At 74.2% G+C, this 15416-nt stretch carries 10 protein-coding genes and 1 pseudogene; 8 read left to right on the forward strand and 3 right to left on the reverse strand.

Going from position 1 to position 15416, the window contains the following annotated elements:
* Positions 1–125: 125 nt before the first annotated feature.
* The 3 genes from AB0J24_RS24360 to AB0J24_RS24370 are packed head-to-tail and all read left to right on the forward strand — an operon-like array spanning position 126 to position 6003.
* A complete protein-coding gene (locus AB0J24_RS24360) occupies positions 126–2339 on the forward strand; it encodes an FAD-binding protein (protein WP_358685234.1) in 2214 nt (737 codons plus the stop codon).
* The gene (locus AB0J24_RS24365) at positions 2336–3232 is read left to right on the forward strand and encodes an LLM class flavin-dependent oxidoreductase (protein ID WP_358685236.1); all 897 of its coding nucleotides are present in this window, start codon (positions 2336–2338) and stop codon (positions 3230–3232) included. Before AB0J24_RS24360 ends, AB0J24_RS24365 begins: the two co-directional genes overlap by 4 nt.
* Positions 3229–6003 (forward strand): AAA family ATPase, encoded by a 2775-nt coding sequence (locus tag AB0J24_RS24370; RefSeq protein ID WP_358685239.1) that lies wholly within the window; start codon positions 3229–3231, stop codon positions 6001–6003. Before AB0J24_RS24365 ends, AB0J24_RS24370 begins: the two co-directional genes overlap by 4 nt.
* Here the strand turns inward: AB0J24_RS24370 and AB0J24_RS24375 are convergent.
* A complete protein-coding gene (locus tag AB0J24_RS24375) occupies positions 5987–6832 on the reverse strand; it encodes an alpha/beta hydrolase (protein WP_358685241.1) in 846 nt (281 codons plus the stop codon). The genes AB0J24_RS24370 and AB0J24_RS24375 overlap by 17 nt on opposite strands.
* A 781-nt stretch (positions 6833–7613) precedes the next feature.
* On the opposite strand from AB0J24_RS24375, the gene AB0J24_RS24380 reads away from it, so the two are divergent.
* A complete protein-coding gene (locus AB0J24_RS24380) occupies positions 7614–8942 on the forward strand; it encodes an MFS transporter (RefSeq protein ID WP_358685244.1) in 1329 nt (442 codons plus the stop codon).
* Positions 8943–8962: 20 nt separating this feature from the next.
* Here the strand turns inward: AB0J24_RS24380 and AB0J24_RS24385 are convergent, their stop codons facing one another.
* Positions 8963–10702, reverse strand: a complete 1740-nt coding sequence (locus AB0J24_RS24385) for a helix-turn-helix domain-containing protein (RefSeq protein ID WP_358685246.1) — start codon at positions 10700–10702, stop codon at positions 8963–8965.
* A gap of 142 nt (positions 10703–10844) precedes the next feature.
* On the opposite strand from AB0J24_RS24385, the gene AB0J24_RS24390 reads away from it, so the two are divergent.
* Both AB0J24_RS24390 and AB0J24_RS24395 read left to right on the forward strand, forming a co-directional pair.
* Positions 10845–12362 (forward strand): NAD(P)/FAD-dependent oxidoreductase, encoded by a 1518-nt coding sequence (locus tag AB0J24_RS24390; RefSeq protein WP_358685248.1) that lies wholly within the window; start codon positions 10845–10847, stop codon positions 12360–12362.
* 55 nt (positions 12363–12417) lie between these two features.
* Positions 12418–13230 (forward strand): alpha/beta fold hydrolase, encoded by an 813-nt coding sequence (locus AB0J24_RS24395; RefSeq protein WP_358685251.1) that lies wholly within the window; start codon positions 12418–12420, stop codon positions 13228–13230.
* Between the two features lie 6 nt (positions 13231–13236).
* Here the strand turns inward: AB0J24_RS24395 and AB0J24_RS24400 are convergent, their stop codons facing one another.
* Complete coding sequence (locus AB0J24_RS24400) at positions 13237–14139, reverse strand: alpha/beta hydrolase (RefSeq protein WP_358685254.1); 903 nt, start codon at positions 14137–14139, stop codon at positions 13237–13239.
* A gap of 240 nt (positions 14140–14379) precedes the next feature.
* Between AB0J24_RS24400 and AB0J24_RS24405 the strand changes: the two are divergent.
* Positions 14380–14805 (forward strand): annotated as a pseudogene (locus AB0J24_RS24405) (hypothetical protein); the annotation flags it as partial.
* Between the two features lie 55 nt (positions 14806–14860).
* Positions 14861–15301: a helix-turn-helix transcriptional regulator gene (locus AB0J24_RS24410; protein ID WP_358685257.1), complete on the forward strand. Its 441-nt coding sequence runs from the start codon at positions 14861–14863 to the stop codon at positions 15299–15301.
* Positions 15302–15416: the final 115 nt, after the last annotated feature.

Consider the following 15416-nt stretch of genomic DNA (forward strand, 5'->3'; position numbering starts at 1 on the left):
ATGCCCAGGCCCTGACCCCGGGACGGCCCGGCCCGGGGCGTCACCACCGGTGCACGCGGCCGCCGGTCCATGACCGTGTCACGTCACAGTTGTCCGTCATGACCGGGGTTGGGCACTCTCGGGACGTGAACTACGGACACCCGCTGAGGTTCGGGCTGCGCCCGGTGGTCGGACCCGGTTCCGGGCCCGAGGAGACGGCCCGATGGGCGGCCCCGGTGCAGGAGCTGGGTCTGGACCTGCTGATCGTCCCGGCCGGGCCCGACGGCGAGGAGGGTGTGGCCGAGCCGCTGACCCTCGCCTCCTGGATCGCGGCGGTGACCGGCCCGGTCGGGCTGGCCGTGGAGGTGGACCGGGTGCCGCTCCCGGCGATGCTCGCCCGGGCCGTGGCGAGCCTGGACCAGCTCACCGGGGGCCGGGTCGCGCTCACGCTGCGCCGTCCCGACGCGGCGCTCGGCGAGGTGATCGACGTCGTCCGTGAGCTGTGGAACGTCCTGGACGACGGCCCCGCCCGTTACGACGGCCGGGTCCACCGGCTCGCCGGCGCACAGCGGGCCGCGCCCGCCCACGACGTCGTGATCGGGGTGGACGCCCGCGACCCGGACGGGTTCGCGCTGGTCGGCCGGCAGGCCGACGAGTGGTCGACGACCGACGCCGCCCCGGCCGCGCTGGCGGTGGGCAACGCCGCCGTCGACGCCGCCGCGCGCGCGGCGGGCCGTGACCCCCGGGAGATCGGCAGGCGGCTCACGATCGGCGGGAGCTTCGGCGAACGCTCCGGGCCCTTCACCGGCACCGCCGCGGACTGGGTGGGCGACCTGCTGCCACTGGTCGTCGAGCACGGGGTGGGGACGGTCGTGCTGCACACCGCCGACCACGACGACGCGAAGCGGTTCGCGACCGAGGTCGCACCGGCGCTGCGGGCGGCGGCGGACGCGGCGCTCCCGCCGGGCTGGTCGGACACCCGGGTCCGGCGCTCGGCCGCACTCGCCCGGCGCCGCCCCGGCATCGACTACGACGGCGTCCCCGAGGGCCTGGCGGAGGTCGTCGAACCGGGGGACCTGGCCTACGCCAGGCTGCGCGGCGGGTACCTGCGGGGCGGCTCACCGGGCATCGTGCTGCGCGCGGCCACCGAGGACCAGGTGGTGGCGGCGCTGGCGTTCGCCCGCAGGCACCCGCATCTCCCGTTGTCGCGGCGCAGCGCCGGGCACGGCATCTCCGGGCGGTCCACCAACGACGGCGGGATCGTCATCGACCTCTCGTTGATGAACGCGATCGAGGTGCTCGACGAGACGACGCGGCGGGTGCGGATCGGGCCGGGTGCGCGGTGGGCCGAGGTGGCGACCGCGCTCGCCCCGTACGGCTGGGCGCTGAGCTCGGGTGACTACGGCGGCGTCGGGGTCGGCGGGCTGGCCACCGCCGGTGGCATCGGCTTTCTCGCCCGCGCACACGGCCTGACGATCGACCGGCTGCGGCGCGTGCGGATGGTGCTGGCCGACGGCTCGGTCGTCGACGCCGACGACGAACGGAATCCGGACCTGTTCTGGGCGGTCCGGGGCGCCGGCGCGAACTTCGGGATCGTCACCTCCTTCGAGTTCGAGGTCGACGAGGTCGGCCCGGTCGCCTTCGCCCAGCTCACCCAGGACGCGCACGACCTGGAGCGCTACCTCGTCGAGTGGGGCCGGGTGGTCGAGCAGTCCCCGCGCGACCTGACGAGCTTCCTGATCGTGCCGCCGCCCCGGGGCAGGCGGCCCGCGCTGGCGCTGAGCCACACCATGGTCGAGGCCGCCGACGAGGAGACCGTGCTGGCCCGGCTCGCGCCGCTGGCCGCGATCTCCCCGATGTACGCCCAGCAGGTCGTCGTCACCTCCTACGCCTCCGTCATGAACAACGCCGCCGACCAGACACCTGTCTCGCGCGGGGAGCCGGTCTCCCGCAGCGGCCTGCTGCGGCACCTGAGCCCGCAGTTCGCCGCGGTCGCCGCGCAGGTGATCCGCAGCGGGGCGATCGGCTGGTTCCAGCTCCGCTCGGTCGGTGGTGCGGTCGCCGACGTCCCCGCCGACGCCACCGCCTACGCCCACCGCGACGCGAACTTCTCGCTCGTGGTGATGGGCGCCGACGACGCCGCGGTCGACGCCCAGTGGGACCGGCTGCGCCCCTTCCTCGACGGGCTCTACCTCTCGTTCGAGTCGAGCCTGCGCCCCGGGCGCCTCGCCGACGCCTGGCCGCCGCGGACCCTCGCCCGGCTGCGGGAGCTCAAGGCCCGCCACGACCCCGACGGTGTGTTCAGGGACAACTTCGACCTCGCCGATCCGACATTCGACACCCGAGGACGTGCACTGTGACCGACTACGGCCACGACCTGTGGTTCGGCAGCTTCGTCACCCCGGTGGCACAGCCACCGGGAGCGCCGGTCGAGGCGGCCGTGCTCTCCGAGCGCGCCGGGCTCGATCTCGTCAGCTTCCAGGACCACCCCTACCAGGCCGCGTTCGGCGACACCTGGACCCTCATGTCCTGGGCCGCCGCCCGGACCGAACGCATCCGGATCAGCGGGAACGTCCTGTCCCTCCCGCTGCGGCCCCCGGCGGTGCTGGCCCGTGCCGCCGCGACCCTGGACCGGCTCAGTGGTGGACGGGTCGAGATGGGCATCGGTGCCGGGGCGTTCTGGGACGGTATCGCCGCGATGGGCGGCACCCGGCTCGAACCCGGCCAGGCCGTGCGGGCGCTGGAAGAGGCGATCGCCGTGCTCCGGGGACTGTGGGCCACCGACGAGCCCGGCCGGTTGACGGTCGAGGGCGAGTTCCATCCGGTCAGCGGCGTCCGGCGGGGGCCGGCACCGGCGCACCCGATCCCGATCAACATCGGCGCGTACAAGCCGCGGATGCTCCGGCTGATCGGCCGGGCCGCCGACGGCTGGCTGCCGTCACTGGGTTACCTGCCCGACGGCCCGTCGTCACTGGCCGCGATGAACGAGCTGATCGACGACGCCGCATCCGCCGCGGGCCGCGACCCGGCCGCGGTCACCCGCATCCTCAACCTGAACGGCACCTTCGGCGGCGGTGCCGGACTGTTCCGGGGGACCCCCGAGGTCTGGGCGGAGCAGGTCGCGGACCTCGCCCTGCAGTACGGGATGTCCGGGTTCGTCCTCGCCTCCGACGATCCCGGCGACCTGAGCCGCTTCGGACGCGAGGTCGCCCCGCGGGCCCGCGAGATCGTCGCAGCCGAGCGTGCGGCATGACCCTGCTCGACGAGGGTCTCGTGCGGGCGGGCGCGTCACCGCCCGCGATGCGATCCGAGCCGGCCGGTCGGTCGGCGGAGATCGCGGTCCTCGACCGGTTGCTGACGCGGACCCGTGCCGGGGCCGGGGGAGCGATCGTGCTCTGGGGCGAGCCGGGCATCGGGAAGTCCGTCCTGCTCGCGCACGTCCACGACCGGGCGCAGGGCTTCCTGCGGCTCCACCACCGGGCCGCCCGGCCCGAGTCCGACCTGCTCCTCGCGGGGATCCACGGGCTCCTCCGTCCGTTCACCGACCGCCCGGTGGCCCCCGCCGCCACCGGGTACGCCGCCGCGGAGGTCGCACCGGACAGGCGGGACGAGTCCGCGGACCGGTTGCGGACCGGAACCGCCGCACTGTCACTGTTCTGCCGGCTCGCCGAGGACCGGCCCGTCCTCGTCGTGCTGGACGACGCCCAGTGGCTCGACCGGGCCAGCGCGGACTGCCTGGGTTTCGTCGCCCGCCGGGTGCAGGACCATCCGGTGCTGGTCGTGCTCGCCGACCAGAGCGACCCGTCCGGGCGCCCCTGGGAGGGCGTGACCGCACTCCAGGTGCGGGAGCTGGCCGAGGGACCCGCCCGGCAGCTCGTGACCATCGTCGACCCGTCCGCGGGAGCGCGGGAGGTGGACGAGACCGTGCGGGCGGCCGGCGGTAATCCGCTCGCCCTGCACGAGACCGCCGCGACGTCTCCCGGTGGCCGGCAGCACGTGCCGGCGGGACGGCCTTCGGCCGGTCCGCGGATGCGGCGGGCCTTCCGGGCCGGGCTCGACGCGCTGGGCGCACCGGCCCGGTTGCTGACCGTGCTCGCGGCCGCGGAGGATGACGGTGACCTGCTCACCGTGCGCCGCGCCGCCGGCGCCTCGGGGGCCGACGGCGCTGCCTGGGACGAGGCGGTCCGGGCCGGACTGCTGCACGTCGACGGGTGCCGGGTCGGGTTCCGGCATCCCGTCGTGCGCCACGCCGTGTACGACAGCTGTGACGCCGAGCTGCGCCGCCACGCCCACCGCGCCCTCGCCGCGGCCGTGCCGGAGGACTCCGAGGCGCGGGCCTGGCATCTCGCAGCTGCTGCCGACGACCGCGACGAGGCCATCGCGACCCTGCTCGAACACGCCGCCGGGCGCGCGCGGCTGCGCGGCGCGACGACCACGGCGGCCCGGGCTCTGCAGCGCGCCGCCGAGCTCTCACCGAGCCGGGCGGAGGCGTCCCGGCGGATCGGCGAGGCCGCCTTCACCGCATGGGACGCCGGCCGCGTGGGAACCGCGGCGCACCTGCTCGAGGAGGCGGAACGGTTGTCCCCGTCGCCGCAGGCCGGCCCGCACGGCCGCGGACTGCGCGGGATCCTCGAACTGGCCCGGGGCATGCCCGAACGGGCGCACCAGCACCTCACCGCGGACCTGGACCGGGCTCCGGACCGGGACACCGCGCTGGAGCTGGGCCTGCTGGCCGCTCGCGCGGGCTGGTCCGCGGGCCGTCGCGACCTGCAGGACGCCGCGCTGGAGCGACTGCACGGACCTGATCTCGGGGCCGATCCCGCCCTGCTGGCCACGTGGCGCGACGATCCCGCGTCGCCGGCGCCGGTCCCGAGCCGCGACGATCTCGCCGCCCGGATCCGGGCGGCGCCACCGGGGTTGCTCCCACCGCCCCCGCTCGTGCTCGTCTGGGACGTTGCCGAACCGGCGCGCGAGGTGCTGCAGAGCCGGGCGCCGCGGTTGCGGCGCTGCTCCGCGCGCTCCCGGCTCGCCGACGTCCTGGTCCGGAGCGCGCTGCTCGACGCACTGGCCGGGCGGGTGCAGGAGGCGGAGTCGTCCGCGGTGGAGGCGCTCGCGCTCGCCGAGGACCTCGACGCCGACCACATCGCGTCCGAGGCCCGCAACTGCCTGGGCCGGCTCGCTGCCGTGGGCGGCGAGCGGCACCGGGTCGCCGAGACCGTCGAGCGGGTCCTGGCGACGTCGCTCCCGCAGGGCTTCCGGGCGCTCACCGCGGTCGCCTACTGGAACCGCGGAACGGCGGCGCTGCTGCAGGACCACCCCGAGGAGGCCCTCGACGACCTGGGCCGGCTCGCCGAGCCGGGGCACGCCGCGAGCCATCCGACGATCGCGCTGCTGGCCTGTCTGGACACCGCCGAGGCGGCGGTACAGCTCGAACGGTTCGAGATCGCGCAGGAGCGGGCCCGGGTGCTCGACGCCTGGGCCCGCCACACCGGTGCGCCGTGGGCCCGGTGCACCGCCCACGTCGTCCGGGGGATGCTCGGCGGCCCCGACGGGGAGGCCGCCTTCCGGGCCGCGCTCGACGTGCCCGGGGCCGCGGCGCAACCGCTCGTGCACGCCCGCGCCCGGCTGCTCTACGGCGAGTGGTTGCGTCGTGGGCGGCGGCGGACCGAGGCCCGCACCCTGCTCGCGGCGGCGGCCGAGGCGTTCGGCAGGCTCGGCGCCGAGCCGCTGCGCCGGCGCGCGCTGCACGAGCACGATCTCACCGGCCTGCCCGGGCGCAGCGCGGGCGGGACCGGACGGGGACTGCTCACCGAGCAGGAACGCCGGGTCGCCCGGCTGGCCGCCGAGCAGATGACGAACCGCGAGATCGCCGCCCGGTTGCGGATCAGTCACCGCACCGTCGGGCACCATCTCGGCAACGTGTTCGCCAAGCTCGGTATCAGCACCCGCACCGAGCTGCGGTCGAACGGTGAACGGTCCCCCGCTCGGGGAGCGGGGGACCGCCGGTTCAGCCCTGACCGATGAAGCGCAGCAGCGGCTCGTTCACCTCGTCGGCGTGCGTCCACAACAGACCGTGCGGGGCGTCCGGGATCTCCACGTACTCCGCCTGCGGCAGCAGCTCGCGGAACGGGCGGGCGGTCGCGTCCACCGGCAGGATCCGGTCACCGGTCCCGTGCAGGATGAACACCGGCTTGCCGCTCTCCCGGACCGCCGCCACGTCGCCCCGGAAGTCCTCGATCCACGAGGACACGACGGCGTACGCGGCGACCGGTGCCGACTTCGTCGCGGTGTTCCAGTTGGCGGTCACGACCTCCTGGGCGATGCGCTTCCCGAGGGTCTCGTCGAGGTTGTAGAAGTCGTTGTAGAACTGGGTGAACCAGGAGAACCGGTCCTCCTTCGCGGTCGCCTCGATACCGTCGAAGACGTCCTTGGGCAGCCCGGTCGGGTTGTCGTCGGTCCGGACCAGGTACGGCTCCAGCGATGCGAGGAACGCCAGCTTCGCGACCCGCTCGTGACCGTGCCTGCTCACGTAGCGGGCCAGCTCACCGGTGCCCATCGAGAAGCCGACGAGCACGACGTCGCGCAGGTCCAGCGTGGTCAGGATGGTGTTCAGGTCGTCGGCGAAGGTGTCGTAGTCGTACCCGCTGCCGACCTTGGTCGAATCACCGAAACCCCGGCGGTCGTAGGTGATGACGCGGTTGCCGGCGGCGATGAGCGCTCGCTCCTGGCGCTCCCAGCTCGCCCCGTCGAGCGGGTAGCCGTGGATCAGGACGACCGGCCTGCCGCTGCCGCGGTCGGTGTACGCGATCTCGATGGGGGCGCTGTTCTCTGCGCCCACGGTGATGGTTGCCATGGTGGTGTCCTCGCTGGCGTGTGGGAGTCGTACCGGACGTGCACCGAGAACACCGTCGCGCACCGTGCTGTTCCGCTCTTTCCGCGCTGCCCCGGTGCGGGCTCGGGTGACCGGGTACACGCGGTGCGGGGTCGCGTGGCCGGTCCGGTCGCTGCGTCGGGACCGCCTCGGTGCCGACGACGGTAGGGAAGTCGTGGTGGGCGGCGCATCGGTCACCGCATCCGTCGCGGCCGGGCGGGTTCGTCGCCGGCCGCGACCGCGGCGCCGGCTCGCTGCACACCGCCGAGCTCCCGGCACCGGCTCAGGGGTGCGGCCCGCCCCCGGAGCCGGTCCAGCGCAGCTCCGCCGGGAGGTGCCCCATGTCGTTGTAGAGCAACAGCGTCGGTGCCGCGCCCGGTGGGAGGGTCGTCGCCCGGGCCGAGGGGATCGGCGCCGGGTACGCGGTGGCCGTTGCCGGGGGTCGGCACCCGGCCGGCCGGCCGGATTCGTGACGGTCGCCCACCCTGCGGGAGGCGGATCGTCCCGCCTGTGTCTTCCGACACGATCGCCTGGCCCGGTCGCCCGCACGTGCGTGGTGAACCCCGGAGATGCACGCGGCCGCTCGCCCGGCCGGCCCGGATCTGCCAGGGGATTCACCGCGCCACCGGCCACGTCGTCGTCGCAGCTGAACAGAGATGTCTACCGGTAACAGGTCGCCGATGCCCACGGGTGGCAGGTGAGCGATTGGGGCGATCGGATCCGCGATCTAGTCTCCGGCCAGGATCCGACAGAGGGAACCGACATGCGATCGCTGTTCGCCGACACGCGGTTCCGGAGACTGTTCACCGCGCAGGTGGTGGCACTCGCCGGTACCGGCCTCACCACGGTCGCGCTCGGGCTGCTGGCCTACGACCTGGCGGGGGAGCGGGCCGCGCTGGTCCTGGGCTCGGTGCTGACCGTCAAGATGGTCGCCTACGTACTCGTCGCCCCGGTGGTGGGGGCGCTCGCCGACCGGGTGCCGCGGCGCGGGCTGATGCTCGCCGCGAACCTCGTGCGCGCCGCGGTCGTTCTGATGATGCCGGGCGTCACCGCGATCTGGCAGGTGTTCGTCCTGATCGGTGCGCTGCAGATCGCCTCGGCGACGTTCACCCCGGTCTTCCAGTCCGTGCTGCCCGACATCGTCACCGACGAGCAGGAGTACACGCGGGCGCTGTCGGCGTCACAGCTGGCGAGCAGCCTGGAGACGGTGCTGAGCCCGCTGCTGGCGGCCGCGGCACTGCTGGCCACCGGGTACTCGTCGCTGTTCGTCGGGACGGCGGCCGGGTTCGCGCTCTCGGCGTTGCTGGTGGCGGTGACGGTGCTGCCGCCGGTCCCGCACCGCGCGCACGGTGGGTTCGGCACCCGACTGCTGCTGGGGGCGCGGTTGCTCCGGGCGGTCCCGCAGCTGCGTGCGCTGCTCGCGCTGAACGCGGTGGTGGCGACGGTCGGAGTGATCTCACTGGTCACCACGGTCAACGTGGTCCGGGACCTGCTCGGTGGGACGGACGCCCAGATCGGGCTGCTGCTCGCGGTGTCGGGAGCGGGCACCGCCGTGGCGGCGGGCAGCTCGCCGTGGCTCGCCCGGCGGACAACGGTGCGCACGGCGATGCTGGCGGGGGGCGGCATCTCGGTCTGTGCCGCGGCCGCCACGGTGCTGCTCGGGGTGTTCCCGTCGTGGCCGGCGGCGGTCCTCGCGTGGGTGCTCGGCGGCCTCGGCCCCGGGTGGATCGTGGTCAACACCGGCCGGCTGCTGCGTGCCTCCGCCGGGCCCGGGCAACGGCCGGCGCTGTTCAGTGCGCAGTTCTCGCTGTCGCACGCGTGCTGGTTGATCACCTACCCGCTGACCGGATGGCTCACCGTGACGGTCGGCTTCACCGGCACGTGGCTCGTCCTCACCGGGCTGGCGGCGGCCGGGACCGGTGCGGCCGTCGCGATGTGGCCGCGGTTCGGCGGCGATCTCGTCCGGCACCGGCACGACGACGGTGCGGACCGCGAGCACGTGGCACGGTCACGACGGACCCGGTGGGGCTGGACCCACTCCCACCGGGCCGTCGTCGACGAGCACCATCCGCACGGGCCGGTGCCGGCCTGAGGCAGCCCCCCGCGGGTGGCTCAGCCGCTGATCCGGTACTGCGCGATCTTGCGGTAGAGGGTGGAGCGGGCGAGCCCCAGCGCGGACGCGGCGGCCACCCGGTTCCCGTTGCTGTCACGCAGGGCGGCCACGATCGCGTCGCGTTCGGCCAGGTCGACCGTCCGCAACGCGGTGCGCGGCGCACTCTGACAGAACTCGGGCAGGTCGGTCGCGGCCAGCTCACCGACCGGGCGCCTGCGCAGTGCGGCCTCGAGTGCCGACCGGAGCTCACCGACGTTGCCGGGCCAGTCGTAGCGGGCGAGCGTCCGCAACGCGTCCGGGGCCGGCCGGACGTCGCGCCCGGGGGCGAGCTCGGCAAGCAGCTCACGTACCAGGTCGGGGAGGTCACCGGCGCGGCTGCGCAGCGGAGGGACCGTCACCGACCGCCGGAACCGGGCGAGCAGCGCGTCGTGGCCCGGCCCGTACCGGGCGGTCTCGGCGGCGGTCGCGGCGAACCGGACGCCCGGCCGGTCGAGCAGCGCGAGCATCCGGCGGGCACCGTCGTCGTCCAGCCGGTCGACGTCGTGCAGCACGACCAGGCGCGACGACCCGGCCGCGAGTTCAGGTGCCCGGTCGGTGGGCCCGATCGTTACGACGCCGTCGGTGCCGTGCACGGCGCGGTCGAGATCGCCCAGCAGCCGACGGCGGCCGCTCCCCGCCTCACCGACGACGAGGACCGGGGTGCCGGTCCGCAGCGCCTCCGCGACGCTCGTCCGGGCCGCCCGCAGCGCCGGGCTGCGTGCCGCGCCCGCCGGGGCGGGAGCCGGGTCGTCGGCGTCGGTACGGGGCGCCGGGAACCCGTCTGCCTCGCGGAGCACCGCGACCTCCCCGGCCAGGCCGGCGACCGTGCCACCGACCGACACGACGCTGCCCCGCAACCGGACCCGGGCGCCCGACGGGAGGTCGATCCGGTCGTCCACCCCGGGGCCGCCGACCATGAGGAACCGCGCGTGGTCCTGCAGCGCGACGAGATCACCCGGTTCGAGCAGCGTCCGCATGGCGGAGTTCGCCAGCACCGTCCGCCGCCCGACCGCCAGCACCGCCCGCCGCGTGCGCGCGTCGACCCGGGTGTAGAGATCGAACAGCGCCTGCTGATCGGGGTCCCGGTCGCGCAGCAGGTTGTCCCGGATCCGGGCGGCGGCCGACCGGACCAGCGAGTGCAGCACCGGCGAGGAGTGCTCGGCCCGGCAGCTGATGTCGATCACGCCCTCGATCCGCCCGCTGAACGGGTCGTGCACCGGGGCCCCCGCACAGGCGTAGCCGTGCAGGCGCTCGACGAAGTGCTCCGCGCCGACGATGTGCACCGACTCGCCGCTCTCCAGGACCGTGCCGACCCCGTTCGTGCCGACCGCGTCCTCGGCGTAGCCGAAGCGCTCGGCGAAGTTGTTCAGGTCGGCGTCGCGGGCGATCGCAGGTGCGGTGTCGCGCCGGACCAGCAGCCGGGCCCGGGCGTCGGTGAGTGCGATGCACACCGGGATGTCGGCGACCTGCTCGGCGAGCTGCTCGACCACCGGGCGGGCGCACCGGACCAGCCGGGACTGCACGTCCAGATCGGGGTGGTACTGGTTGGCGATGACACCCGGATCGACGCCGCGGGCGGCGCTGCGCCGCCAGGACGCGACGACGTGCCGCGGCACGTCCGGCAACTCGGCGTCCGGTTGCTCCAGCAACGTCGAGCGGGCCGCGTCGAGCATCCTGCGCCGGCGGACGAGATCACCCAACGCCGCACCTCCCTGTGCTCCCCATCACATCATGCGGGCCCGGTCAAGGAATCCGCCTGTCCGAGATTGGGACACCTCCCGGGCCGATCGCCCGGCCTAGCGTCGGCGACGTCCCGCCACAGTCGATCCGGGAGGTTCCGACATGACCGATGCCGCCACCATCGAGCGCGACCGGCAGGCCGGGGACGACGGTCCGGGCGGTGCGGACCACGTCGACGTCCTGATCGTCGGGGCCGGGGTGTCCGGCATCGGCGCTGCGCACCGGCTGCGCGAGCAGTACCCGGACCGCACCTTCACCATCCTGGAGGCGCAGGACGCCCGCGGCGGGACGTGGTGGACCCACCGGTTCCCCGGGGCCCGTTCGGACAGCGACCTGTTCACCTACGGCTACCGGCACAAGCCGTGGCGCGGCCCGTCGATCGCCGCCGGCGAGGAGATCCTCAACTACCTCGACGAGGTCATCGAGGAGGACGAACTCGCCGGACACATCCGCTACCACCACCGGGTCACGTCGCTGGACTGGTCGAGCGCGGACCGGCGCTGGACCGCGGAGGTCATGCGGATCGACACCGGGGAGCGGCTGCGCCTCACCGCGGGCTTCCTCTGGATGTGCCAGGGCTACTACAACCATGACGAGCCCTACACGCCGCAGTGGCCGGGGATGGACCGTTTCGCGGGCCGGATCGTGCACCCGCAGGCGTGGCCGGACGACCTGGACCACGAGGGCAAGCGGGTGCTCGTCATCGGCTCGGGCGCGACGGCGGCGACCGTCGTCCCGGCGATGGCCCGGACCGCCGAGCACGTGACGATGCTGCAGCGCTCACCGTCGTACTGGTTCCCGGCACCGCGGGTGCACGAGCTCGCGACCCTGCTGGAACCGCTGGACCTCCCGCCCGACTGGACCCACGAGATCCTCCGCCGCCAGTACGTCCAGCAGCTCGACTGGCTGGCGACGACCGGCCGTGACGACCCCGACCAGTTGCACGAGTTCCTGATCGAGTCGATCCGCCCGTTGCTGCCCGAGGGCACCGACGTCGAGAAGCACTTCACCCCGCGCTACCGGCCGTGGCAGCAGCGGATCGCGTTCGTGCCCGACGGTGACTTCTTCGAGCGGATGCGCGCCGGCCGGGCCTCGGTCGCCACCGACACGATCGACGAGTTCGTCGAGAAGGGCGTGCGGCTCTCCTCCGGCGAGGTGATCGAGGCCGACATCGTGGTCACCGCGACCGGGTTCGACCTCTCGGTGTTCGGCGACATCCCGTTCCGGGTGGACGACGAGCCGGTCGACTTCACGCAGCGCGTGACCTGGCGCGGGATCATGATCAGCGGCGTACCGAACATGGCGTATGCCTTCGGCTACTTCCGGCACAGCTGGACGCTGCGGCTGGATCTGGTCAACGACGTCATCGGGCGGATCTTCGACCGGATGACCGAGCGCGGTGCGAGCGTCGTCGTCCCGGAGCTGCGCCCGCAGGACGCCGACATGGAACTGCGACCGTGGGTGGAGCTGGACAACTTCGGGCCCGGCTACGTCCAGCGCTGCCGGGACCGGATGTTCCGGCAGGGCGACCGGGACCCGTGGACCCACATGCACGAGCACGACCACGAGCGTGTCGTCCTGCCCGAGGCCGACGTCGAGGACGGTCTGCAGTACCGCTGAGCAGGCCCGGGCCCCACCGTTTCCGAACCACCCCGACCGCGTCCCAGGAGGACCCGTGCCCCGCATCCCCGTCCGCACCGGCGTCACGCTCAACTACGAGAGCAGCGGCGACGGCGAGCCACTGCTGCTGATCATGGGAACGTCCGGTTCGATCCAGCTCTGGGGGGAGCTGACCGGCCGGCTGGAGCAGACCCACCGGGTGATCACGTTCGACAACCGCGGCCTGGGCGGCAGTGACCGCGGGACGGGTCCGATCAGCGTCGGCGCGCTCGCCGAGGACGCCTCGGCCCTGCTGGAGGCGCTGGAGGTGCCGTCGGCGCACGTGCTCGGCTGGTCCCTGGGCTCGGCGGTCGCCCAGGAGCTCGCACTCGCCCACCCGGAGCAGGTCCGGTCCACCGTGCTGTACGCGACCTGGGCCCGCGCCGACGGGTTCCAGCGTGCGGTGCTCAGCGCGCTGCGCACCCCGTACGTGCACCGGGACATGGAGGCGGCGCTGGCCGCGTCCGGGATCGCGTTCTCACCGCAGTTGCTCGACCATCCCGACTTCGGTGCGCTGCTGGAGCCGATGCTGCCGGCGTTCCCGCAGAACGAGGCACAGATGCAGGTCACCGTCGAGCAGTGGGACGCCGACCTGGCACACGACACCCTGGACCGGCTCGGCGCGATCACCGCGCCGAGCCTGGTCGTGGTGGGGGAGCAGGATCTGCTGACCCCGCCGTGGCAGGCCCGCAAGGTCGCCGACGCGATCCCCGGGGCCCGCTTCGAGCTGGTGACCGGCGCCGGGTCCAGCCACGGTCTGCACATCGAACGCCCCGAGGATCTGACGAAGATCGTCACTGGGTTCCTGGGGGAGCACGCCGGGGCCTGATCGCGCTCACCCCAGGTGGGTGCGGAAGAACTCGAGCTGCGCGGCGCTGGAGGTCGCGAAGTTGTCGCCGGTGTAGGCCTCGAAGTGCCCACCGGGCAGGAGCGTGAGCCGCTTCGGCTCGCGCGCCTGCTGGTAGCCGGCGAGCGCCAGGTCGGCCGGGGTCAGGTGATCCTCGGCGGCGACCGTCAGCAGCAGCGGGGTCGGGCTGATCAGCGGCAGATAGGCACCGGGCTCGTACTGGGTGAACATCTCCACGCTGCGCAGCGTCACCGCGTTCTCCCAGGTCTTCGCGCGCTCCCGGATCGGGCCGAGGAAGAAGTCGTGGGTGTCGGCGGTCGGCAGTGCGCACGGCTCGCCGGGATCGTCGACCCAGGTGACCGGGATGGTCGCCGGTTCCGCACCCTGGTAGCGCGCGACCCGGTCGGCGTCGAACGCGGCGCGCAGGCCGGCGATGTGGTCGGCCCGGACCAGCCGGCGAGCGTTCTCGTTGCCGCTGATCAGCGGGACCTGCGACGACACGGCCCTGACCCGCCGGTCGATCGCCGCGACGACCAGGACGTGCGCACCCGAGTAGCTCGACCCCCAGACCCCGATCCGGTCGCCGTCCACCCCGTCGAGCCCGGAGGCGAAGGTGATCGCGCAGCGGTAGTCCTCGATCTGGCGCCAGGGATCGATCTCACCGCGCGGCTCGCCGTCGCTCTCCCCGAGGTTGCGGTTGTCGTAGACCAGCACCCCCAGTCCGCCACCGGCGAAGACCTCGGCGAAGTCGTCGAGGTGCATCTCCTTCGTGGCCGAGAACCCGTGCGCCATCACCACCAGCGGGTACGGGCGCGGCTCGCCGTCGGGCTCGTACAGCCACCCGCGCAGGGTGGTGCCGTCGGCCTGGAACTCCACGTCGCGTCGCGACATCGTCGTCACTCCTCGCGTACCGAACTGTTCGGACGCCGCGAGTGTCGGTGTTCGGCAGGCGCGGTGGCGTGTACCCGGGCGACAGGTCGTTGTACGGGCCCGCCAGGTGCTTCCGTGCGGGCGGCGCGGGTGCCAGGGTTCTCGACACCGGCCCGAGTGCCGGGCCCGCGGTGGGGAGGTCGGCACGTGCCAACGAGTGGACCGGACCGGTGGAGCGTGCACGGCCGCGCCGACGACGACATGTCGGACCGCTGGGGTGAGATCGTCACGGCGACGCACCTGCCGTGGAGCGTGCAGGCCGGGACGACCCGGCCCGGTGGGTCGTTCCGTGCCCGCGTCCGGCGACGGTGGGTCGACGACCTCGCGCTGGTGGACACCGAGTGCGATCGGACCCGCGGCGTGCGGTCGCGCACCCAGATCGCGGCCACCGACGGGGAGTTCGTGGTGGTCCTGTTCGTCCGGGACGGAACGGAGACCGTGTGGCAGGACAACGGGACGGCCCGCCTCGGCCCCGGGGACGCCGTGGTCTGGGACAGCACGGCGACGGCGCGGTTCGCCGCCGCCGGCAGGCTGGTGAAACGCAGCCTGCTGATCCCCCGCGCCGCGCTGGCCGAGGTGGGCGGCCGGGCCTGGTCCGCCGACCCGGGCGTCGCTGGACCGGAGGGCCCCGGCGGTCCGCCTGCTCACGCAGTACCTGGATGCGCTGGCGGACGCGCTCCCGGTGCTCGGTCCGGCGGCGACGGTCGCCGCCCGCAACGCGACGCTCGAGCTGTTCGCCGGGGTGGTGCAACCGGCGGATCGCGCGGGAACCCGGAGCGGCCGGGCTGCCGACCCCGTGCTGCGCGCCGCCATGGAGCGCTACATCGACCGGCACCTCACCGGCCCCGCGATCACCCCGGCCGGGATCGCCCGCGCGCACGGGGTGTCGGAGCGCACCGTGCACCGGGTTTTCAGTGCCGACGGCACGACCCTCGGCGGGGTGGTCCGCAACCGGCGGCTGGTGCGGGCCCGCCACGACCTGGTGACCGGCGGCGAGCCGATCGTGGCGATCGCACACCGATGGGGCTTCTTCGACAGCAGCCACTTCCACCGGGCGTTCACCGCGCGGTACGGGTTGTCCCCGGGCGGCTACCGCGCGTCGCTCGGCGGGACCCGCACCTGAACGGCTCGCCGCGTCCCCGCTCGTACGCCCACGCCGAGCTGCGCAGCGCCGGCCCGTCCGGCGGCGATCCGGTGGCGGCGATCGCGATACGCCGGGGGTTCCCCGGCCCGGGGCG

Source organism: Pseudonocardia sp. NPDC049635 (assembly GCF_040659795.1).
Lineage (GTDB): Bacteria > Actinomycetota > Actinomycetes > Mycobacteriales > Pseudonocardiaceae > Pseudonocardia.